Here is a 22,786-nt window from a genome sequence, read left to right as displayed (position 1 = left end):
ATGAGCTTCATCCTGCGCCGCATCGCAACGACGAAGACCGGCAAGCAGATCGTTCGTGACCAGGCGCTGCCGGGCGACACGATCACACTCGGCCGCGAAGGCGGCAACATCATTCACATCGCCGATCTGGCGGTGAACCCGCATCACGCGACGATCAGTAGTGCCGATGGGCGCCATGTTCGCGTAGCCGCGCTGGAGGGGCTTGGTTTCGATCTCAACGGTCGTACGCTTGATGTCGCGGACATCGACAGTGCCGCCGGTGCGGAGCTGCGCTTTGGTGGTCATCGTTTGACGATCGTTCGCGAAGGCGAAGATATCATCCTGCTCGTCGAACGGATTGACGAACTTTCTCAATCGTCAAAGGACGTCGACGAGGTAAAGGCCTTTTCGCTGGCGGGCGTGTTGCCTGGCAAGCGTCTTGGGGCCTGGACCTTTGCGGTGGTGATGGTGCTGGCGTTTCTCGTCGGACCGATCTGGGCCTGGTATAATTATCGGCAGGTCGACGAACGGCCGGAAGGCTATCACGCCGACCGTGCCTGGCTGTCGGGACCATTGTCGACCGCGCATGCGAATTTGAAGAAGGATTGCCAGTCGTGCCACGTCGACGCGTTCGTTGCTGTGACAGACAAGGCATGCGTCAATTGCCATACCGGTGAGCATAAGGCGATGAGCCAGGCTCACGCGGGCGCGCCCTCCGCGATGCTTCTCGCTGCGCGGCACCCGCCGGGGGCTGGGGAGAAAATCCTCGCAAGCTTTGCTAAGACCTTCAATCGCCCTCAGGGGCGCTGCGTCGATTGTCATACAGAGCATGAAGGGGCAGGCCCCATGCCCGCGACGCCGCAGAAATTCTGTGCCGATTGCCATGATGGCATGGCGGAGCGGTTGAAAACTGCCGGACATCCCACGATGCTGGTCGACGCCGCCGATTTCGGTACCGGGCATCCTGAATTTCGTCCTCTTGTCCGCCTGGCGCCCGGCGCAAAACAGGCACGCGCACCGGCGGGCAAGGGTGTTGTCGATTATAATGGTCTCAAGTTTCCGCACGACTTGCACTTGCAGGCGACCGGCGGCGTGGCGCGCATGGCGGCGAGTTTTCGGGGGCGCTACGATTTCGGACAAAAGCTGGAGTGCGAAAACTGTCACCGGCCCGAAGCCGACGGTGTCGGCATGAAACCGGTGGAGATGCAACGCGACTGTGCCATGTGTCACAGCCTGGCCTTCGAAACGGTTGGCGGCGTGACGCGCACGCTACGACATGGCCAGCCCGATCAGGTCGCGGCGGACCTCATGGCTTATTATCGCTCGACCCCGCCGGCACGGCCGCTTCAGCTTGGTGGCATGGCACGGCGGCGGCCCGGCCAATATGCCGAAGGGCAGGTGTATAGCATCTATTTCCGTGAGGCCGCGGTGCGACCCGGCCGGGCCGCGGATGCGATCCGGGCGGTCTTTTCAAAGGGCGGTGCCTGTTACGATTGCCATACCGTTTTTGCGCCTCAGGCTGGTCGTGGGTGGCGGGTCATGGCGGTGAACCAGACGCCCCGCTTCCTCCAAAAGGGCTGGTTCGACCATGATGCGCACAAGGAAACCGATTGTGCCGATTGTCACACGACCGCACCGCAGTCGAAACAGGCGAGCCAACTGCTGGTCCCGGGCTTGCGTCAGTGCCGCGATTGTCATGTCGGAGAAACCGGCGCCCGGCTGGTCAAGGTGAACACGGCTACCGAATCGCCTTGCGCCATGTGTCACGAATATCATTCCGATGGTGGCAAGCCGTGGGTGCCGGAACGTCAGCGGCGCAAAAATGTGACGGCGATCACAGAAAGACCAATGCGTGGCATCTATGATGTGAGCCTGATCACAGGTCAGCAGCGACAGGGGCTATATGACGTGTCATGGCGCCCGCAGGCGCTGCCGGCCATCAGGCAGGGTGGATGATAACACAGTGGCCGGGATTGGGACCTGACGGCCGGAGCAGGGGACGCACATGCTGATCGCCCAGATCACCGATATTCATATCGGTTTCGATCCGGACAATCCGGCCGAATATAATCGTAAGCGCCTCGACGAGGTGCTCGACGTGCTTATCGAAGGCCCGAATCGCCCCGATCTGCTGCTGGCGACCGGTGATATCACCGATCGTGGCGATCCCGACAGTTATCGGCGGCTTGAAACCGCTTTTTCGCGGTGCCCTTTCCCAGTTTGGCCGAGTGTCGGAAACCATGATTTGCGCGATAATTTTCACGCTCGCTTTCCGGGGTTGAGCGATGGAAACGGTTTTGTCCAATATGCGATCGAACTTCCCGAACTTCGGTTGGTGACGATCGATACGCTGGAAGAGGGGCGGCACGGCGGCGCCTTTTGCGCGGAGCGGGCGAAATGGCTGGATGCCGAATTGGCAAAGGCTCCGGACAAACCATCCTATATCGTCATGCACCATCCGCCGGTCGAAAGCGGTATCGAATGGATGAACACGCATCCAGAAGAACCTTGGGTGCTCCGCTTCACGGATGTCGTGCGTCGTCACCCCCAGGTTCGCGGCCTGATCTGCGGCCATTTGCACCGCAGCGTTACCGTCGCATGGGAAGGGCGGACAATTGCTATCTGTTCATCGACCGCCCCTCAGGTCTCGCTGGACCTTCGGCCGATTGACGAGGACGCTCCCGATGACCGCCCGATGATCGTTGCCGAAGATCCTGCCTATGCGCTCCATCGCTGGAACGGGCGTGAACTCGTCAGCTTTTATGATCATGCCGGGGCGCATACCATGCTCGCCAAATATGATCAGCGATTGCAGCCGCTGGTCCGCGAACTGAAGGCCGAGCGACCGGCCTGATGGGGCAAGCGCCGCCGCCCAGCGGATAGATCAGAGGCGCCATTCCCAGCCGAGCGGGTCGCCATCCATCACTTCGACCCCGACCGCGATCAACTCGTCCCGCAGTGCGTCTGATGTCGCGAAATCTTTGGCCGCACGTGCTTCCTTGCGGCGTACCAGCATCGCTTCGATCGCCGTATCCTTGATCGCTGCACCCTTGGGTCGCAGCCTCAGGTCGGCGCGAGCGATGGTTAGCAGGTCGAGCCCGAGAACCGCATCCATCTTCGCAATGGCTGCGCGCTTCTGCGCCGTATCGATCTTCTTCATCGCTGCCGCTTCCTCGATCACGGTCAGCGCCACCGCTGTGTTGAGATCGTCGGAAACCGCTGCGTCGAATTTGGCGAGCAGGTCGGTCAAGCGCTTGTCGGTGATTGTGGAAGCTTCGATATCGCGCAGCGGCGCGACCGCCATTACCAGTCGTTTGAGCCGGGTCAGCGCGGCAGCAAGGCCCTCCCACGAAAATTCCAGTTCGCTGCGATAATGTGCCTGCAGGCACATCAGGCGATAGGCGAGTGGGTGAAAGCCGCGGTCGAAAAGGAGCTGGAGGCGCAGGAATTCGCCTGCCGATTTCGACATCTTGCCGCCGCGGTCGATCAGGAAATTGTTGTGCATCCACAGCCGCGCGCCCGAATGTTCGGCATGGTCCAGCCCACCGCAGCCGCGATAGGCCTGGTTCTGCGCAATCTCGTTCGGGTGGTGGATCTCTCGATGATCGATGCCGCCGGTGTGGATGTCAAAGGGCATGCCGAGCTCGGCTTCGCCCATCACCGAGCATTCCAGGTGCCAGCCGGGCGCGCCGCGGCCCCAGGGTGAATCCCACTCCATCTGGCGCGTTTCGCCTGCGGGGGTCTTGCGCCAGATGGCAAAATCGGCAGCGTGGCGTTTGCCCTCCACCTCGTCAATTCGGCCTTCGCCTTCATCGGTGACGGCGCGCGCGAGACGGCCATAGTCGGCGACGGTCGACACATCGAAATAGAGGCCGCTCTCGAGTTCATAGCAATGGGTGTCGGCGATGCGCTTTGCAAAGTCGATCATTCGCGGGACGTAATCGGTAGCGACTGTCCATTTTGCGGGACCGCGCACGCCGAGCCAAGCGAGGTCGCGCTTGAACTCGGCGGTGTAAAAGGCGGCGATATCCCACGCCGATTTGCCGAGCGATGCCGCGGCCTTTTCCATCTTGTCGTCGCCGGCATCGGCGTCCGACGTCAGATGACCGACGTCAGTGATGTTGATGATGTGGCGCAGGTGATAGCCCTTGAACGACAGGGTGCGCCCCAGCGTATCGGCAAAAACATAGGCGCGCATATTGCCGATATGTTGATAATTATAGACGGTCGGTCCGCATGAATAGACGCGCGCCTCGCCGGGATGGACGGGTTGGAAGATTTCCAGCGCGCGCGTCAGGCTGTTGAACAGATACAGCGGAGCGCCGGAATCCGAAACGGGGGCAGGGGCGTCGATCATAGAGGCGCCCATGCCCCGCGTCGGGGCGATACGTCAACCGAAAGGCGGATCAATCGGCGGGCGGTGTCCACAGATCGTCATTACCGGCACCCGTAACGGGGTCGTCCAGCAACGGCTCGCCGGTCATCGGGTCCACATCGCGCATCGTGATCAACGGGTTGGGAAGATTACGTCCCTTGCTCTTTTCGCCGTCGTCGGGATCATTCTTGTCCTCGATCACGTCCTGAACGGGGAATAGAGGATCATTGACTGGCTGGACCGGCCCGCAGATCGCCGGATTGGCGATCAGGCAGCCGTTGAAACGCGATTGCGGGTCATAGGCGCCGACCACCGGCGCGACGCCATTGACGGTCAACAATGCGAGCGCATCGGCGCCCGTTACCTGTCCCGACGGTCCGATCTGAACGCCGCTGGCCACGATCCGCGCTGGCGTGCTTGTCTGGACATCCAACCCCAACGCGCCAAAGGTCAGACCGCGCCGGTCGGCGGTGGCGGTCGTCGCTCCACTGTTCTGGACGTAAAATCCTTCACCAACCGCCGCAGATATCCCACTGGCGTAAAGGGCGCCATCGTCGATGACGACGCCGTCATTTTGTGCGAGCCGGGTTTCGATTGCGTTGGTCGATGTCGCGGCAGCGACGTCGGCGATCGCCGCGAGCGTCGCGATGCTAACCCTTTGTCCCGCCAGGTTAAGCTGTCCGGCGATCGCGCCGCTGGCGTCAGTCATGCGGATCGATCCGTCGCCCAGGATCACCTCGACCGCTTCGTTGCCCGAAATGGCAAAGCTGTTGCCGGACGTTATGCCGGTCAGCCTTACGTCGCCTATAACGCGTGCCTTGCCTGCGGTCTGGATCGTGAAGCTGCCATTTGTTCCGAGGTTGGAACCCGATATGCCGCCTGTCAGGGTGAAGTCGTCGATCACGGCGTCCGGCTCCGCAGCGATTCCGGTGGTTCCGGTAACGTCTGGCGCCACGATACGAATTTGCGAGCCATAGAGGCGTGCCAATTCGGCGGCGTCGATATGATAGCCGCTGCGCGTGCCTGTGCCGCCTATGAAGGTCTGAACCGCGCCATTGCCGTTGGTCAAGATCAGGCTGGTCGTCGTTCCGTCCGCGCCCGCCTGACCGGTCGCGGTTACGTCGATGTCGCCCGACGTCAAGGCGATTGTCGGCGCCGCAAGCGTTCCATCGACCCGCATCAGGCCCTGAGCGTTCGCGTTCAGGGTGCCGGTGACGGAAAGATCGGTCAATGTCATGGCACCGGCTGTCGAGGCGAGCTGCGCATTCGCGGCGCTGAGGCTCGATATGCTGAGGTCGCCGCCGCTACGCAGGTCCGCGGTGCCGGCGACATTGGCGTTCGCGACGGAAAGGGTGCCCGTTGTATTGACCCGGGCATCGCCGGTCGTCGCCACCAGATTGGAAAAGGCAAGATTGCCGCTGTTGCCGATGGTGACAGCGTTGCCGCTGGCATCGACGGCACCGCCCGCATTCAGTGTGTCGACCGTCATATTGCCGCCGCTGCTCGTCAGCGTGGCGGTGCCAATACTGGTAACGCGGGTTGCCGCGACACCGCCCGCGCCGCTTATCGCCACATTGTTAGCGGTCACGGATTCGACGCCAATCGCACCGCCCGCAGACAGTGTTGCGCCGCCCGCGGCCGCGACACGACCGCCACTGATGTCGTTCCCCACTTCGATCAGCGCGTCGCCTCCCGCCGATACGGTGTCGGTGGGCGCGGCCAGCGTCGTCATTGTTACGGCGTCCGCGTTAATCGTGACATTGGCTCCGGCGATGATTGGCGCGGTGATCGCGACGGTTCCACTCGCGCTCGCGAAAATATTGTCGAACGCGTTGAGGTTGGCGAGCGCCATGCCGTCTCCAGACGCGCCGATGCTGCTGTCGCCGCCAGTAACGCCAAGACCCAGCGTGGTCGCGCCATCGAGCGACAAAGCGGTGCCTGCAAAAATGGAGATATCGTCACCGGCGGAAAGGTTGGCGGCGTCGACAGTTCCGCTGGTCGAAAAATTGATGTCGGCGCCATCGGCCGCGCTTGTAGTGATGAAAAAGCCGTTGCCGGTATAGACGATGTCTGCCGTGTCGGGCCCGACCGCAGTCGCGCTGACGTTCGTTGCACTGATGTCGCCCCCGACGCTGACATCGACATCGTCGCCCGCGCTGATGCTGGTCAGCGTTGCGTTACCTGCGGCAAGGACAAGCATATCCTCGCCTGCGCTCCCGCCATTGATCGATACATTCTGTCCGGCATTGACCCCGAACATGCGGGCCGCGCCGCTGTTCGTCAGCGTAACATCGCCAACGGCATCGACCAGCAAATTTCCGTCGGCGGTAAGGCCGGTGCTGCTGTCGATATAGCCGCCGTTCGCCTGGGCCGAGACGGTAACATTGGCGTCGGAGTTCAACCGGATGTCGCCGCCAGAGATATAGTTTCCGGTCAGATCGCCTGCTGAGAAGATGGAGATCGTGCCACCCATATTGGCTTGGGCGATTGCGACCGGCCCGCCCAGTCCAAAGGCGAAGAGCGACCCGCCGCCGTTGGCAGCCCCCGTGAGCGACAGGCTGTTCGCGGTCAGGCTGATGTCGGTGCCCGCCGTCAGCGTGCCGCCGCTGATCCCTTCGGCACCCGCGACCGTGCCGCTCGCAGTCATGTCGATTCCGGTTCCGGCCGATACGCTGTTGAACGTGATCGATTGACCGCTGATCGACACCAGCCCCCCGGCACTGGAATTGCCGAGATCGACGGCGCCGGGCGAGGAGATGATGATGTTGCCGCCAGTGATGATCGAATTGAGGCCGGTGCGGAAGCTGGCGGCGGCGGCAAAGAAGTCGGTATCGGATTCGGCATGTTCGACCGACGCGGCACCGCTGCTGATGACCGAGATGTTCCCGCCGATCAGGCGGTCCACATCGATTGCACCGTTTGAAACACTCAGCGACATTGCCGCTGCGCTGTTGAGTTGGGTCGTCGGGATCGCGGTCAAGCCGTTCACCGCATTGATGGTCAGTGTCCCACCTGCCGATGCGGTTGGAACAATATTCGTGCCGCCCGTCCGGCGAATATCCACTCGGTCGGCTGCCTGGATCAGTATGTTGCCCCCGGCGCTGGCATTGCCGTCACCACTTGCGAAAATGCCGATCGCTCCGCCGGAAATCAGCTGCATGTTGCCGGTCGTGGAGATCGTGCCGCCGTCCGGCGACAGCAAAATGCCGCCAAAGGATTCCCCGACCCCGCCGATACCGGTGGGCGGTGCAAAGCCTTGCGTCGAGGCGCTGAGGCTGGCCATGCTGATGCTGCCTTCGGCGCTCAGGTCGATCCGCCCGGCGTTGTCGCCACTGGCGTTGATGATCGTGTCGCCCAGTACGACCTGGCCTGCCGGGGTCCGCGCATCGATCACGACCTGGCCGCCGCGGGTCGGTTGCGCTGTGCCATTCGCTCCGTTTCCGGCCGTGCCGATGCCGCCGATGCCAATATTCCCGGCTACGGAATTGACATTGATCGTAACTGCGGCGCCATTGGAATCGATCGTCCCGCCGCTTGCAATCAAGAACACTCGACCGCCGATTGCCCTTCCGGCATTTCCTCCGGCGCCGCCGGTCAGGCCCGGGATGGATTCATTGGCTGCACCATTGCCGCCATTCCCGGCCGTTCCGCCACTATCGAACTGAATGTCGCCGGATGAAGAGGCTAGGGCAATGGTAGCGCCATCGTCGGCGCGGATCGTGATTGCACCGCCGAAGCTGTCGCCACCATTCCCGCCCGCAGGAGGAGTGGCGCTGCTCGAAAAGAAGCCGAGACCTGCATTGCCGCCGTTGCCACCCTGACCATTGGCGGCGAATTGCGCCGCCCCCGTCGAAACGCGGGCATTGGGGCCAAAGGCGTCGATGTCGGCGCTGCCGCCCGATCCTTCGCCGCCATTGCCGCCGCGACCGTCAAACCCGTCGCTGCCGTTTCCGCCGATACCCCGGACATCAAGGCTGAAGTCGACATCGCCTGCGTCGAAACTATCGACGACCACGCCGGCGCTTCCGCCAAAGGCGTCGCCACCATTGCCGCCGTCATTCCCGCTTCCGCCCGCGCCGCCGGTGGCGAGCGCCGAAACCTCCAGCGTGCCAGCGAAATCCGGCGTAAAGAACATCTCGACGACTGCGGAGCCGCCGTCGGCAGAGCCGCCGTTGCCGCCTGCACCCATGCTGGTTGCGCTGCCGCTGCTGCTCGAATCGAAGCGGTTGCCGCCCAGCCCGCCCTCGCCACTGGCGCTTACCGAAATTGTGTCCCCCGCGACCAGCGATCCAGACAAAAGACGGATAGCGGCAGAGCCGCCGTTGCCGCTGCCACCATTGCCCGCATTTCCGGGTCCGCCGAGGAAGCTGGTCGAGAAAGAACCGCCGTTGCCGCCCACGCCGCGCGCCGAGGCGGAGACATCGGCAGTGTTGACCACCGCATTGCCCGCGATCGTGATAGTTGCGTCGCCGCCCGTTCCGTCGCCGCCATTCCCGGCCGGAATAATTGGCCCGGAACCCGAATCAAATCCATCGAGACCCATTCCGCCGATGCCCGCCGCCGAAGCATGGATTTCGTCGGATGTCAGGGTTCCGCCCGCGATGTCCACCGTCGCCGTGCCGCCCGATCCGGACCCGCCAAGACTGCTGCCGATGCCATCGGCGCTTACCAGAAATGCGCCAATAGATGCTGATCCACCCGTTTGGGTGTAGCTCGCCGTTCCGCCCTGGGCGTTACCGGTCGATGCGATGTCATCCGCCCGGATAAACAGCCCGCCGACGGAAAACTGGCCCCCGTTGACCGCCACCGCTGCGTTCCCCGTCGGCCCGTCTGACTGAATCGTCAACGCGCCGGAAACATCGACTTCCTGATTGGTTCCGACGGTGAAGGTCGCGCTGCCGGCTGCATTGATCAACGCATCGCCTTCGACCGTGAAGCGACCGATGTGGGCGGGTTGCGCTGGGCCGCTAGGATCGGGAAGCTCGCTCCGTGGTCCGCCGGTGAAGCTGCCGGAGGCCCGCGCGAACAGGTTGCTGTGGACGATCGTATCGCTCGCCACGATGGAGGCGGCCGCCGTCGAAGCAGGTGCTGCGCTGATGGCGCCGCCGGTAATATTATGTCCAGCCGACAGGACGACCCGCCCATTGTCGAGCGTTACGCTCGAGGCATCGTCATAGCCCAACTGCCCGGATACCAGCATGGTCACGGCGTCATTCTTGGGAATGGCAACCAGATATATACCGCCAGAATTCCCCGAATTCTGTTCGGGACCAGTCGTGCTGCCGCTGTGGTCTATGACGGTACCGCCCTCGGCCCCGACCTGGACGTTGATGTCGAACAGGCCGTTGCTAATCAGAACGTCAGCCTGCTCCGCAGCGACGAGCGCCGCCGATCCATCGACGCTGACGGCTCCGCGCTGGACAACGCGGGGTGCAACCAGCGCCACATAGCTGCTGTTTGCCGAGACGCCGGTTGCGTTGATCCGGGCACCGGCGTCGATCTGGACGGCGGCGGTGCTGCCGCTTGCCCCGCGAAAACGGATTTCGCCGCCAGGGCCCAACAAGCCGCCCGGGCCTGTTGTGTCGATATCGTTCGCGGTCAGCACCAGGCTGCCGACATTGATCACGCCGGTCGATCCGATCAGTATCCCGCCGGCATTGTAGAACCAGATATTGCCGCCCTGGACATTGCCGCCTGTTGAAAAGCGCGTGCCGACATAGCTGTTGACCGTGCCGTTCAGTGCGACCTGGCGGCTGATCGATCCGCCGCCACCGTCCACAAAGCGATTGAGGACGGTGTAGTCGCCCGGGCCATAGAATTCGAGCGCGCTTCCGACGGGCAAGAAGTCGATGGCGCCGCCGGTGGCCGCGCCGTCGGTCGGCGTCCAGTTGATGATCGTCTGGGCCCCCGATACCTCCACCTGGGTCGTGTTGGGCGGGAGGGGCAACGGCGTAGTGGGGGGTGAGATAATCGCTGAGCCACCAACGACCGTTCCGGTCCCCGCAACCTGGGCGAGCGCAGGGCCGCCAAGGGCCAGCGCTGCGAGGCTTGCGGCAATCGCACAGCTATCGAACAGGTGGCTCTTGTTGCTACGGACCGAAGCGGGGTTGGCTGCTGCACGCATGGCGTTCATCCTCGAAAATTGGATCATCGATCAGCGCGCCCGCACGCCGAATTGGGTGGTCAACGACACCAGGAAGCGGGGATCGGGCCGTTCGGTCAGGAAACCGGCTCGATTCAGCGGGACGGCCAGCGTCATGTCGAGACGTCCCAGATTGCCATAGGCAACGCGCAGACCGGCTCCGGTGGAATAGAGTTTCTGTGGGTTGAGGCCGTTGAATGCCGTGTCCCTGTTCCAGACCCACGCCGCATCAAAAAAGGCAAAGGGCTGAAAGGCAAAAGCCTTGGTATTGGCTGGAACGAAGGAACCATAGCGTGCCTCGATCGCGACGCCGACGCCGCTGTCGCCGATCACCGTACCGGCATCATATCCGCGCCCGACGGTGAAATTGCCGCCCGAAAACTCTTCATAGGCAAGCAGGGGATCGTTTGCCCATTGACCGCGCGGCGCCGCGGATAGGGTGAAATTCTTCACCGGGCGCCATTCGGCCTGTGCGCTGGCGCGAACGAGAAAGGCGTCGGGTTTGCCTTCTATCCGCGATAGAGGGACCGCGCCGGGAAGGAAGCAAGCCGCGCCGGTTGGGCCGCAATCGTCGCTGGCGCCAAGGAAGTTCAGCCCTTGTCTGGCTTCCAGCGAGGCGCCGAATGCCCAGCGCGGTTCGGCCGGATTAAAGCCGCCGCCGCCGGCGACCGAACGGGGATCGATCCAGTTCGCGTCGGCACGCAGGTTGATGACGCGCAGTCGGTCGCGGTTGATGGGAATTCCGCCCAGACGGATATCCTGATCGATGAGGTCGAGCCCGCCGCCGACGGTCAGGCGATGCGCCTGGGTTAGCGTGACGGGATAGGAACCGAAAAGGCTGACGATCTGGGTATTCGACTTGATTGCCAGCCCGGTGATGTCGGGACGTGTCCACGCATAGGTATAGCTGGCGCCAAAGCGGAGCCCATTGCCACCGACCCGGAATTCGTGTGCGAGTTGCAGCACCTGTTGCTCGTCAATATCAGCGGTCGAATAGAGGCTGACCGTCGTTAGGTCGCCCATGCCGGTCAGGCCGGCGACCTGTGCCCGGGCGACCCCCGCCCATCGGCCTACGTCGCGTGATCCGAAATTCTGGATGCTGGCATCAAAGATTGCGGGCGTTCGCGTTACCAGCACTTCACCCACGACTTCGCCGGGTGCGCCGCCCGGGCGCAAGGTCAACCGCGCATCCATTCCCGGTATGTCACGAGCGAGCAGAAGATAACGTTCGGCATCGGTGATATTGAAAACCGGCTGATCGTCGAGTCTCGCCAGATAACGCTGGAGAAGCTTTTCGTTGCGCCCCGCATCGCCGCGCACTTCGACGCGGGACATGCGCGCCGCCAGAATGTCGAAACGAACGATACCATTGTCGATGGTCTGCGGCGGAACGCGAACGGCGGCCAGATAGCCGCGCGAACGCAGGATGGTCGCGGCACGGTCGCGAATATCGCACACCGCTGCGATCGGCAGATCCTGACCGGCCTTGTCTGACCAGCTGGGTGCCAGCATATCATTGTCGATGCCATCGACGTTGGAAAATTCGACCCCACGCAGCGTGAAGCGGACGCTGTCGAACTCGGGACTGGCGAGGGGGCAGGGGGCACGTTCGATGCTGTCGTCTGCCGTGACGATCCGCTCGCGTGGCTGGACCGCGGTGGGCAACGAGGGTTGCTGTATTTCCTCGCGGGTCGGAATCTGCGGCGTCGATTGGGCAAAAGCCATCGTCGAGATCATCGCCGTGGCCAGTCCCGTCGCTCCTGCCAGCGCGGCACGGGCCACGGCTCGCGGGGCCGCGTTGCGCCCGTTTTTTTCCCCTTTTGCCATCACGGCCATTACCACCCCTCGCGTATGGACAGGCACGCGCGCCAGGCGCGTGTCCGTTCCGTGCACCGCGCCGTTTTCTGGCGCAGCAAATATCGACCCAAGGAAAGGAAGGCCGCCGTCTTTGCGGCATTTCTTTCCCGATTTTTAACAGATGGACCGGGCGGGTTCAATGGTTGCCCGGTCCGTACGATCAGCCCGCCGTCGCTTCCTCCATCGCATCGACCAGTCGATCGAGCTGCGGCGTACAACCCTTGACCATCAGTGCATCGACCGAGGCTTCAGGCGTGTCGGGGGTGCTTTCCATCGCGGTAAAACGAACCGTGACCGGTGCTGCCAGCCCAGCGCCTGACAGGCGGTAATCGACGCCATATTGCACCGGCAGAATGTCGGTCGGCCATTTGCGGAAATTCGCTCCCGCAACAAAGGCGACGGTCTCGCTCTTGTCCCCTTGCTCGATGCGCAGCAACTGGTCGCTATCCATATGTGGACGCCACAGCATCAGCGTGGCGGGATCGGCGACACAGAAAGTTCCGGCTTCGCGATAATCGAGCAGCCACAGGTTCGGGGCCCGCATCTCGAGCGGCGCCGGCATGGTGGCATCGCGCGAGAAACCGCCCCGCGCCCGCATCGTCGGGCCCTTGGCGAGCATGCGGGTAACTGTGGTGCCCATCGACTGGCTCGCCTGCACGTTGCCGGTCGCGCCGAAAGTTCCGGGTCCGGACAGCGTGCGGGTCTTGCCCGACTGCATCAGCACGACTTTGTCGCCCGCGACCAATGTTACACGGTCGCTTGCCTTCAACTTGGTGCCGGTTGGGTATTTGCTCGCCGACGGGCCGGTGGAACGGACTACCATGGACTGCGCCGCCGCGGTGCCGACGATGGTGACGGCGGCGATGGCCACGGCGGCGGACAGGCCCAGGCGGCGGGCACGGAAATCAGGAAAGGACATAGCTTTCTCCCTTGGTCGTCTGGTTCAGGCGTTCGATCAGGAACATGATGGCGGCATCCTCGGCGAATTCCTTGGCCAGCGCTGTGGCGCTGGTCACATAGGCTTGTTTATCGCCCGCCGCGTGCGCGGCGACAAGCGCCGCCACACGGTTTCGCTGCTCCTGGGTCAGGTCCGGGCGCGGGGTGAATAGGTCGACCGGCTGTGCCCGACCGCGCAGCGTAACCCGGCCCATCGGGATCAAATCGCCCCGCTCGGACCGAGCCGCCGCCTCACCCGAGAAAAGAACACCGGTCTTCAGACTCTTGTTCGCTGATTCCAGGCGCGAGGCGGTGTTCATGCTGTCGCCCAGCGCAGTGTACTGGATCCGGTCCTCGCCGCCGAAATTGCCAACGATCGCGTCGCCGACATGCAATCCTACTCGCGTCATCCCCAGCGGCGGGACGCCCTCAGCCATGTCCACGCGGAATTTTTCGCCTGCTTCGTACATGGCCTGGGCGGCATCGGCGGCACGCTGGCCATCGCCGGGCAGGCTGAGCGGTGCACCCCAAAAGGCCACGACGGCGTCGCCCACGAACTTGTCGATCGTGCCGCCATGGTCGAGCACGACGTCGGACAGGCGATCGAGATATTCGTTGAGTAGCCGCGCCACCGTTTCTGGTGTGATCGCGTGGCTCAATCTGGTGAAGCCTTCCAGATCCGTGAACACGCAGAAAATCTCGCGCTTTTCACCTGACAGTGACAGGCGTTCGGGATCGCGCATGATCTGTGCGGCAACGTCGGCCGGCAGATATTTGCCAAGCGCCGACTGGGCAAAGGCGCGCTGGCGTGCGCCGATTGTACGCGCGGCGGTACCGACGGCGGCATAACCGAACAGCCAGGCTAGCGCCCATCCGGCAGCGGGAAGCGTGGTCGTGTCTATTCCTCGCCCCTGCATCCAGAAAGGGAAAGCAGCAAAAAAGACCATCTGCGAGACAAAGGCGAGCGCGACCCAGCGGGCCCGCATATCAATCAGGCTGGTCAACCCGCCTGCCAGCACGACAAGAAGCGCTAGCACCCACAGCGCGGGTGCCGACAATGGCCTGGCCCAGGCGCCGTCAAGTTGCTGAGCCAGCATATGGGCATGAACTTCCAGCCCAATCATCGTTTCGTGAAGCCCGGTCAACGGATCGGTGAAGCGACTGAGCGGGGTGTTGAACTGATCATTGTCGATGATGTCGCCGCCGATCAGTACATAGCGGTCCTTGATCAGGTCCGAAAATCCGGCGCGCATTTCTGCGTCCATCGGCATCGCGAATGTATCGATGGGGATATTGGCGAAGACCGGTTCCTCCTGCCCCTTTTCCGCGCGCGCGGGCACGAGGAAGCGAATATTGCCCTGGTAGTCGGCATAGGCGGGATCAATCGGTGCCATCGCATTGGCCATCAAGGGCGGCAGGTTCTTTGGACGATCGGGCCAATTGCGAATAACGCTGTCATTGTCGGTACGGAACAGCACGCTGGTGGGCTTCGTCTTGTCCGTTCGCACATCGGCCAGAAAGGACTCCAGGAACTTCTGCTGCTCGTAGAATATGGTGTTGGGATTGCTTCCCTGCTCGGCATAGGCCAGCCATGTCGGGGTATGCATCGACCTCAGCTGGGCCTTCAGCAGATCATCGTCGGGGCGCGGAGAATCGAACGCGATATCGATGCCGATTGCTTTCGCTCCCATCTGATCGATATTTTCGAGCGCGCGCGCCAGCAATGTGCGGTCGAGGGGTGACCGTATGCCTGTGTTGAACAAGGTTTCGTCATTATAGGTGATCATGACGATCCGTTTGTCCTGCCCGACATGCGGCGCCATCACGGTTGCTCGTGCGTCATATAGTGCGCGTTCGGCATCGCCGAGCAGCGGCATCTGCCAGCTGAACCGGGCGATCAGCGTGGCGACGATCAGGAACAGGATGGTCGCCACCATGCGCGAGGGGCCAAGCTGCATGACGAGCCGGCGGATGCGCTTGCTTAGCGGCTCCGCCGACGGCGATCCATCCTCCGCGACGGGTGGCGGTGTCTGGTTGATCCCTTCGATATCGGTCATGGTTTCAGCGCGCCGCGCGGCCGGACCCTTCGCCGCCAATTGGACGCTCGACCGTTGCTGCGTCGCTGCGAAGCAGCGCCTGGCCACCGTCTCCGATGATCGCAAAGCCGGCCCAATAATAAGGGTGAGACGTCTGGGCGTCGGCCATCAACTGCGTCTGCGTTGTCCATAGAGCGTCCGCGACGCTTTCGCCTTCTGCGGCGGAGAACAGGCCGCCGATCAAGCGCTTGGTGGCGTCGAAATCATCGGGGGCGGGCCAGTGGCTGGCGATCACCGAGCGTCCGCCCGCGCCGATGAAGCTGCGGACCAGTCCATCAAGGGCATTGCCGCCGCCGCTGGCGACCCCCGCCTCGCGCGTCGCGGCTACCGATGCCGCGGCAGCGGTGTCGCATGCCGACAGAATGACAAGGTCGGCATCGATCTTGAGATCGAAAATCTCCTGAAAGGTCAGCAGGCCGTCGGACCCTTCGCCGCCGAACGAAGTCACAAGCGCCGGGCGCGCCGGGCAGGAGGGGCGCGGCGCGGTGACGAGGCCGTGCGTCGCGAAATGGATGATGCGATAGTCGGCCAGATCCTGTCGGTTCTTGATTGCCGTGTCGGTGAAGGCGCCCCCCGTCAGCAGGGTTGCGGCGTCGCGGTTCATCGCGTTCCGCGCGATGACCAGCTCGTCGGCGGAGATGGGGCGTGCCCATTGGCTGATGTCCCATTGGCAACTGCCGTCGATCCCGCCAGACGTCGCGCCGCGGGTCCCGAGTGAGGGCAATGTACCGCTGACCGGCTGGTTCTGGCCCAGGCCGAAATATTGATTGGTCGCATGCGAAGGGGCGGCTTGGCGTGCGTTTCGGAAACCCAGCGCCGATACGGCGGTGCTGGGCCGCGTTGACCGGCCCAGCCAGGCGATCTGACGCATGTCGAAGGGATCGGCGGCTGGATCGGTCAGGCGCCCCTCATAATCGGCCAACCCGGTATCGGCGGTGACAAGCAGATTGACCGGCAGGCGCAGCATTGCGCCATCGGGTTCGAAGATCAGATGGGGTATCGTAGGCAACCGGTCGGCAGCGGGCGCAAAGAGTTGAGTATATAGTTTGCGCGCCGTTGCCGCGTCGAACGGATAGGTGACACGGCGCCCGTTCTCGACGATCGAAATCGTCGAACGGATGGTGTCGACGGCGCGCTCCAGGTCGGATGCCGTGATATCGGCTTTCCACAAGTCTGTACCCCTGGGGTCGATCAGCATGGCGTACACGGCCTCGCCGACGACCAGCATCTTCAGATAGGCTTCGTCGGCCCGCAGAACCTGTTGCAACTCGGTAACGTCCAGCTTGCCGGACGCGACCACGCGATATTGCGGGAACGCCGACAGGCGGGCCACGGTCTCGGCTTGCTGAAAGGACAGATTGTCGATCTGAGTTTTGACGTCGGCCCGCAATGCGTTGATTTCGGGGGATACCGGCAACTGGGCCAGCCGGGCGTCCTCGATCCGGGCGCGTTCGATGTCGCGGTTCAGCGTCGTTGCCTGGCGGAACAGGCGCGCTCCCTCGCCATTGCCCCCGGACAATTCGCGCGCCAGCACGGCCTGGGTGTCGGCGACGCCGGGACGCACCTGTAACTGGCTGGCGACGAAAAAGTCGTTCGCGGCGGAAGAATCGCTCGATGCGCGCTCGGCCAACAACTTGTAATAGGGGGCCATCATGTTCGCCATGCCGGTGGTTGACCGCTGAGACTGGGCCAGCGAACCGACAACGTCGCGATAGATGCCGATGGCCTTGTCGGCCTGGCCCTGGCGGGTCAAAAAGGCTGCGTAACGGGCGCGAGCAGAGGCCAGCGCCGTCGTTTCGGGATATTCGACGGCGAGTGCGTTGACCGATTGGACGAAGTCTGCGTCGGCAGCTGCGATATTGCCAAGTGCCTCTTCGGCCAGCGCCAGTTCGCCCAGCATTTGCGAGCGGAGCCGGATGATCGATGTGACGCGGCCGTCGCGCACCGTGGTCGCATCGCTCAATCCCTTGATCTGCGCGGCCTTCGCGGCGGCAGGGTTGCCGCGCAGGCGTTCGACCGTGCCGAGCAGGTGAACTGCTTGCGCATCGATGATCTGGGCGCGCTCGGCAGGGCTCAGGCGTTCGCGATCCGAAACCTGACCAATCGCGCCATTGCCGTTGATTCCCGCCACGATGCCGGGCGACAGTGTTACACCGTCTTCGGCGACGATCACGCCGCCGACAATTTGCGGCATCGGCGTTTGTAGCAATGTCGCCGCGCTATCGAAATCGCGCTGATTCAAGGCGTGGATCGCCCGAAAATTGCGGCGCAGGCGCATTTGAACGGCGTCGCTGGTCGGAATGGCCTCAACCTCGGCGAACAGCCGCTCGGCTTCCGCAAATTCGCCCAGGTTCGATTCCTGAAGCGCTCGGTTGAGCGTGAATTCTGTGGGGTCAAGTTCGGCCGCGCTCTGGTCGTCGAGCGCCCGCCGCGACAGCGCCTCGAAGAACTCGGCCGCCTCCGCATAATCGCCGCTGTGATTGCGCCGATATCCTTCGGCCAGCGCCTTGTCGATGTCGATGGCGCCCGCCAGCGTACGGGCAAATCCGTCGTTTCCGCCCACCGATGTCGTTGCGACGTTGATCACGCCAGGCATCACCTTGTGGCTGCGAACCGACTCGAGCGCGAGGTTCAGCGCGTCGTCATAGGCGGCGAAGCCCTCGACGGTGAACGCGGTGTTGCCGTCGGTTTCGATCCGTGTCCGCCAGGCGACATTGCTTCCTGCGATCGTACAGCCGCCGTCTGCGGCGCATTCAATGCGCCCGCTGCGCGCCGCCGCGATGCGGGTCTGTGCTTCTGCGCTCGATGCCCGCAACATGCGGACAAAGCCGACCGGCTGGCTCGCGTCGCGGCACAGGATCATCCAGGCCCGGTCGAACATCCCCGAAATAACGGTGTCGCGGACTGTGGCTTGTACCTCGCAAAGCGATCCGCCCTGGTCGCCGATTGAAAAACTGTCGCGCAATGTGGGGTCGTCGCCCTGGGCGCGCGCTATCCCAACGGTGCCGGGGGCGGCTCCAACAGCCAGCGCAGCCAGCGCCGCAAACGCCGGCAGATGAAAAGGACGACGAGCGGCCATGATGTAAATCCCCTAAAATCATACCAGTCCGCCGTGCGGCGCGGTTGCGGCACGGGGCAGTCTTTAACGCTGTGGTACGACCCAAATCCCTTAAGGCTGACCCTAATCCCTTCTCGGATAAAAGGGAAGTGATCTGCCGCACAGGCGCCTTGCGCCGGATAGCCGCGCAACCTATCTGGAAGGCGAGTTTTAATCCGGTGAGGAAAAAATGAGCGCATTTGACGATCGTGAACGGGCATTCGAAACGAAATTCGCGCGGGATCAGGAGGTGCAGTTCCGCATCACCGCCCGCCGCAACCGGCTGGTTGGCGAATGGGCGGCCGAGCGCATGGGGCTGACGCCCGAGGAAACCGACGCCTATGCCAAGGCTGTGGTGCAGGCTGACTTCGAAGAAGCGGGCGACGAAGACGTGATCCGCAAGATCGCGGGCGATCTGACTGCTGCAAAGGTGGAGATCAGCGATGCCGAAATTCGCGCCGCGCTGAACGAAAAGGCCGTAGAGGCCCGCCGTCAGTTCATCGAAGCGCAGCCGGACTGAAGGCGCGCGTCGTGGCGATGCGGGAAGCGGATCTGAAGGCCATGATCCTGGCGGCCTTTCCTGGTGCGGAGGTGACGATCACCGACCTCGCCGGAGATGGGGACCATTATGCCGCGCATGTGGTGAGTGAGGATTTTCGCGGGATGAGCCGCGTTGCACAGCATAAGGCAGTCTATGCCGCGCTGGGCGGGCGCATGGGCGGAGAGCTCCATGCCTTGCAATTGACCACCGCCATCCCTTCATAGGGGACATGGCTATCAATGGGGCGCGGATCGCGGCCCCGGACCGGAGACTGATATGAGTGACCCCGCCACCCAGGACCGCATTGCAAAGCTGGTCGCCGAACATCCCGTGCTGCTGTTCATGAAGGGCACGCCGCTTTTTCCGCAATGCGGTTTTTCGTCGCGCGCGATCGCCATGCTCGATCGGCTTGGCGTCGAGTATGAAAGCGTCGATGTTCTGCAGGACATGGAAGTGCGCCAGGGCATCAAGGAATTTTCGGACTGGCCTACGATTCCCCAACTCTATGTGAAGGGCGAGTTTATCGGCGGCAGTGATATCATGATGGAAATGTGGGAAGCCGGTGAACTGCACCAGTTGATGGCGGGTATCCCGACGCGAGCCGAATAGGCTGGCACTCCGCGGCTGCGGCTATCCGGCGGCGGGCGCGTTTGTTAAGATAAAGGCCGTCGGCGCGCGATTGTGGCGTGCCGACGGCCTTTCCTTGTATATTTTGTTATGTCCGATCGATAAGCCGGTGGCCACTCATCGGCACTTAAGTTCGCCGCGATCAATCGCCCGGCCAAGAACCGCGCCGCCAGCGGCGCCGATGATCGTGCCGACGGTACGATCGCGGCCGCCATCGAGTTCGCGTCCGAGCAGGGCGCCAACCGCGCCGCCGATGATCAGGCCTGTCGTCCCGTTGTCACGGCGGCAGTGGTAACGTCCGTCATCGCCGCGCCAAATCCGGTCGTTGCTCGACAAGCGACGCGGCTCATAATAGCGGCCATAGCTGTCATAGATGGCGCGGTCCTTGGCGCGCTTTCCATGTGCCGGCGCCCAGGGCGGCGGGTCCGCATAGGCGACGCCGACGGGCATGGCGACGGCGGCAAGCGCCGCTGCGGCAATCAGTCGTTTCACCCTCAACTCTCCTTCTTGGCTTTTGGCGTTCCGACCCTTTTATCTCGCCTCAATTCTGCCGAGGCAATCTGGAACCTTCGATGAACGTCGCAACCGCGGATATGTTCCCGCATGCCGCCTCAGGGCCTGAAAGGGGAATTGTTGGCGCGTAATAGCATTCGGGGGCGGGGCCTTTCGGCCGCTCCGCCCCCGTCTGCTTGGGGTAAGTGGGGATTTCCCGGTGGGGCGGGGATTTCAGGGACCAGACCGAAACCCCCGCCGCTCCATTGAGCGGAACACTCGGGAACGCGATATGACATTCAAACGCTGTGCCAACTTTCGAGAACACAGGAATTTCGATCATTATAGTGGTTAACGAAAATCGACGCCGATCCGGTGCTGTCAAGAATTCCGACACCCCGCCTCCTGTTCCCATTCATCGACCGTTCAGCGTATTGACTACATTTGTAGTCGATGTGGAGCGAACGCGCCAAAGGGAGGGACGTCGGTGGCCGAGCGAGCAAGCGAATCCGAAATGCAGGTGCTGGGGGCGCTCTGGGATGATTCCCCGCAGACGGCCTCGGAACTGACGAGCCGAGTGGGGGCGGCAAATGGCTGGACCCAGGCGACGGTCAAGACCTTGCTTGCCAGGCTCGTGCAAAAGGGAGCGGTGACGACCGAGGCTGATGGGCGTCGCTATCTCTATCGCCCCGCCATTGCTCGCGCTGACACCGTTGCGGATGAATCGCAACGCTTCGTCGATCGCTTGTTCGGCGGGCGGGTTAGCCCGCTGATTGCGCATCTTGCGGAACGTGAGGCGCTGACTGACACCGATATTGCAGAGATTGAGGCGCTGCTTCGGAAGCTCAAGTCATGAGCGGCGCGATGTTTCTTCAGGTCTGGTCGGACACGCTTGTTACAACCGGCCTTCTCGTCGCTGCGATCCTGTTCGTACGCAAACCCTTTGCGCGGCATTTCGGTCCCCGCCTTGCCTATATGCTGTGGCTGCTCCCCGTGATGCGTCTGTTTCTGCCGCCGCTTCCCTTTGCGGACCCTGTGCCGCCCGTCCCGGCTGCCGCATCGTCGATGACTGACACGATGCATGTGCGGGCGCCGACCGAGCTTGCCGACATCGCTCCGGCCGCGGCTGAACCCCTTTGGTCGCTGTCTGACCTCGTTCCCGTTCTTTTCGGTTTCTGGGCTGCTGGTTTCGTGGCGGTACTGGTGGCGGCGCTCATCGCCCATCGGCGTTTTCTGCATGGAGTGTTGCGCGATGCGGTGGAGTTGGAACCCATCGGATCGATCCGTCTGGTGATAAGCGATGCCGTTGACGGTCCCGTGGCGTTCGGCTTGCTGCGTCGCTGCGTCGCGGTTCCGCAGGACTTTTTCGGCCGCTACGCCGCGAGCGAAAGGGCGCTTGCGATCGACCATGAGCTCTCGCACCACCGCTATGGTGATTTGTGGGCCAATGCGGCGGCGCTGCTCTTGCTTGCCACGCAATGGTTCAACCCCTTCGCGTGGCGCGCGATCCGCGCCTTTCGGTTCGATCAGGAGGCGGCGTGCGATGCGCGTGTCCTGACCATGGCCGGGACCCAGCCGTGTGCGGAACGGACGGCTCAATACGCCACTGCCATTGCCAAGGCGGCTACGGGCGCGCGCCTGTCGCTTGCCGCCCCGATGGCTGTACATGATAATCTGCAGGAGAGGCTGATCATGTTGACGAAGCAGGATATTTCAAAACGGCGCGGGCTTGTGGGGCAGTTGCTGGTTGGAAGCACCTCACTCGCGGTCCTGGCGACGACGGTGACGTTGGTTCCGGCGGCGGCGGCCGGCACGCCGGAGATCGATGCCGTGGTGGCTGCTGCGCCTGCGGAGCCAGTAGATATGTTCCCAACGGAAGATGTGTCGCTGACGCTGCCCGCTGAGCCGTCTGCGCCGGTCGAAACAGTCGCGGGGCCAAGCCATGTCGTGATGATCCGGAAGGTCAAGGATGATGGAGCCGAGCGCAAGCGCGGCCACCGTGAGCACCGTGATGTGCCGCACAAGATCGTTCAACACGATCGACAAGGGTCTGAAGGCGAGGTTGGCGCGCCAGGACAGGAGGGGGCGGCTGTCAAGGAACGGACCCGCGCGGTCGAATTCCGCGTGCCGGGCAGTCTGTCGCGTGACGAAATTCTGACGACGCTGAAGGAGCAGGGCATTTCCGGTCACAAGGCCGAGGCCATTGCCGACAAGTTGGAGGCGCGCCGCAAGGAACGCTTCACCGTGACCTTTCCGGCGCACCCAGCCCCTCCTGCTCCACCCATTCCTCCAAAGGCGCTCGCGGTGGTGGATCACCAGGCTTTCGCTTTCTCGAAATGCAGTGAAGGGAAAAAGCCGGTCGCGCTGGTGGAGCGTGACGAACGCAAGGGTGCAACGCGCAGCCGTGTTCTCCTGACAAGCTGCAGCGATATTGCGAAGAGCAAGGTCAAGGCTCTGAGGGCGGCGCGCGACAATTTTGCCCGGGCGCGGTCGATGCCGGGACTGACCCCCGAAATGCGGGCAGAGATGGTCGCCGACCTTGATCGCGCGATCGCCGATATCGAACGCGAAAATCACTAAGCGCCAAATTTTTGGAGCGCAGATCTCCGGCGCCAGCCTTGCTCCCCGGTGGGCCGGCGTTCGG

The 22,786-nt window shown here is 63.0% G+C and carries 14 protein-coding genes; 7 read left to right on the top strand and 7 right to left on the bottom strand.

What is annotated here, in order from left to right; all coding sequences use genetic code 11:
- Entirely contained in the window at positions 1-1,935 is a 1,935-nt protein-coding gene (locus tag U0S50_RS13220; RefSeq protein ID WP_322309224.1) for a cytochrome c3 family protein, read from the top strand.
- 49 nt (positions 1,936-1,984) lie between these two features.
- Positions 1,985-2,833, top strand: coding sequence for a phosphodiesterase (locus U0S50_RS13215; RefSeq protein ID WP_322309223.1), 849 nt, complete (start codon positions 1,985-1,987; stop codon positions 2,831-2,833).
- A 30-nt stretch (positions 2,834-2,863) separates the two neighbouring features.
- Here the strand turns inward: U0S50_RS13215 and cysS are convergent, their stop codons facing one another.
- The 6 genes from cysS to U0S50_RS13185 all read right to left on the bottom strand — a co-directional run bounded on the left by cysS (position 2,864) and on the right by U0S50_RS13185 (position 18,464).
- Positions 2,864-4,336, bottom strand: a complete 1,473-nt coding sequence (gene cysS / locus U0S50_RS13210) for a cysteine--tRNA ligase (protein ID WP_322309222.1) — start codon at positions 4,334-4,336, stop codon at positions 2,864-2,866.
- Positions 4,337-4,385: 49 nt separating this feature from the next.
- Positions 4,386-10,478, bottom strand: coding sequence for a hypothetical protein (locus U0S50_RS13205; protein ID WP_322309221.1), 6,093 nt, complete (start codon positions 10,476-10,478; stop codon positions 4,386-4,388).
- A gap of 30 nt (positions 10,479-10,508) precedes the next feature.
- Positions 10,509-12,332 (bottom strand): ShlB/FhaC/HecB family hemolysin secretion/activation protein, encoded by a 1,824-nt coding sequence (locus tag U0S50_RS13200; RefSeq protein WP_322309220.1) that lies wholly within the window; start codon positions 12,330-12,332, stop codon positions 10,509-10,511.
- Between the two features lie 181 nt (positions 12,333-12,513).
- Complete coding sequence (locus U0S50_RS13195; protein ID WP_322309219.1) at positions 12,514-13,272, bottom strand: hypothetical protein; 759 nt, start codon at positions 13,270-13,272, stop codon at positions 12,514-12,516.
- Complete coding sequence (locus tag U0S50_RS13190; RefSeq protein WP_322309218.1) at positions 13,259-15,346, bottom strand: adenylate/guanylate cyclase domain-containing protein; 2,088 nt, start codon at positions 15,344-15,346, stop codon at positions 13,259-13,261. The genes U0S50_RS13195 and U0S50_RS13190 overlap by 14 nt, the downstream gene beginning before the upstream one ends.
- A gap of 4 nt (positions 15,347-15,350) precedes the next feature.
- Positions 15,351-18,464, bottom strand: a complete 3,114-nt coding sequence (locus U0S50_RS13185; protein WP_322309217.1) for a CHAT domain-containing protein — start codon at positions 18,462-18,464, stop codon at positions 15,351-15,353.
- Between the two features lie 208 nt (positions 18,465-18,672).
- On the opposite strand from U0S50_RS13185, the gene U0S50_RS13180 reads away from it, so the two are divergent.
- Genes U0S50_RS13180 through grxD form a run of 3 tightly spaced genes read left to right on the top strand, consistent with a single transcriptional unit; the run spans position 18,673 to position 19,632 of the window.
- The gene (locus tag U0S50_RS13180; protein ID WP_322309216.1) at positions 18,673-19,002 is read left to right on the top strand and encodes a DUF1476 domain-containing protein; all 330 of its coding nucleotides are present in this window, start codon (positions 18,673-18,675) and stop codon (positions 19,000-19,002) included.
- 17 nt (positions 19,003-19,019) lie between these two features.
- Entirely contained in the window at positions 19,020-19,247 is a 228-nt protein-coding gene (locus U0S50_RS13175; protein WP_322309265.1) for a BolA family transcriptional regulator, read from the top strand.
- 52 nt (positions 19,248-19,299) lie between these two features.
- Positions 19,300-19,632, top strand: a complete 333-nt coding sequence (gene grxD / locus U0S50_RS13170; protein WP_322309215.1) for a Grx4 family monothiol glutaredoxin — start codon at positions 19,300-19,302, stop codon at positions 19,630-19,632.
- Between the two features lie 135 nt (positions 19,633-19,767).
- Here grxD and U0S50_RS13165 read toward each other — a convergent pair whose 3' ends face one another.
- Positions 19,768-20,142, bottom strand: coding sequence for a glycine zipper 2TM domain-containing protein (locus U0S50_RS13165; RefSeq protein ID WP_322309214.1), 375 nt, complete (start codon positions 20,140-20,142; stop codon positions 19,768-19,770).
- Positions 20,143-20,629: 487 nt separating this feature from the next.
- Here U0S50_RS13165 and U0S50_RS13160 point away from each other — a divergent pair, with 487 nt between their 5' ends.
- Together U0S50_RS13160 and U0S50_RS13155 are read left to right on the top strand one after the other, a co-directional pair.
- Entirely contained in the window at positions 20,630-20,998 is a 369-nt protein-coding gene (locus U0S50_RS13160; protein ID WP_322309213.1) for a BlaI/MecI/CopY family transcriptional regulator, read from the top strand.
- The gene (locus tag U0S50_RS13155) at positions 20,995-22,722 is read left to right on the top strand and encodes a M56 family metallopeptidase (protein WP_322309212.1); all 1,728 of its coding nucleotides are present in this window, start codon (positions 20,995-20,997) and stop codon (positions 22,720-22,722) included. Before U0S50_RS13160 ends, U0S50_RS13155 begins: the two co-directional genes overlap by 4 nt.
- Positions 22,723-22,786 lie beyond the last annotated feature (64 nt).

The sequence above is a fragment of the Sphingopyxis sp. genome (assembly GCF_034380315.1).
In the GTDB taxonomy this organism is placed as follows: Bacteria; Pseudomonadota; Alphaproteobacteria; order Sphingomonadales; family Sphingomonadaceae; genus Sphingopyxis.
This window is presented reverse-complemented; position numbering and strand designations above follow the sequence as displayed.

Coding starts and splice junctions, on each gene's coding strand:
- U0S50_RS13205 (WP_322309221.1), bottom strand. CDS start 10,478: ATGCGTGCAGCAGCCAACCCCGCTTCGGTCCGTAGCAACAAGAGCCAC.
- U0S50_RS13180 (WP_322309216.1), top strand. CDS start 18,673: ATGAGCGCATTTGACGATCGTGAACGGGCATTCGAAACGAAATTCGCG.
- U0S50_RS13175 (WP_322309265.1), top strand. CDS start 19,020: ATGCGGGAAGCGGATCTGAAGGCCATGATCCTGGCGGCCTTTCCTGGT.
- U0S50_RS13220 (WP_322309224.1), top strand. CDS start 1: ATGAGCTTCATCCTGCGCCGCATCGCAACGACGAAGACCGGCAAGCAG.
- U0S50_RS13215 (WP_322309223.1), top strand. CDS start 1,985: ATGCTGATCGCCCAGATCACCGATATTCATATCGGTTTCGATCCGGAC.
- U0S50_RS13155 (WP_322309212.1), top strand. CDS start 20,995: ATGAGCGGCGCGATGTTTCTTCAGGTCTGGTCGGACACGCTTGTTACA.
- grxD (WP_322309215.1), top strand. CDS start 19,300: ATGAGTGACCCCGCCACCCAGGACCGCATTGCAAAGCTGGTCGCCGAA.
- U0S50_RS13185 (WP_322309217.1), bottom strand. CDS start 18,464: ATGGCCGCTCGTCGTCCTTTTCATCTGCCGGCGTTTGCGGCGCTGGCT.
- U0S50_RS13200 (WP_322309220.1), bottom strand. CDS start 12,332: ATGGCCGTGATGGCAAAAGGGGAAAAAAACGGGCGCAACGCGGCCCCG.
- cysS (WP_322309222.1), bottom strand. CDS start 4,336: ATGATCGACGCCCCTGCCCCCGTTTCGGATTCCGGCGCTCCGCTGTAT.
- U0S50_RS13190 (WP_322309218.1), bottom strand. CDS start 15,346: ATGACCGATATCGAAGGGATCAACCAGACACCGCCACCCGTCGCGGAG.
- U0S50_RS13195 (WP_322309219.1), bottom strand. CDS start 13,272: ATGTCCTTTCCTGATTTCCGTGCCCGCCGCCTGGGCCTGTCCGCCGCC.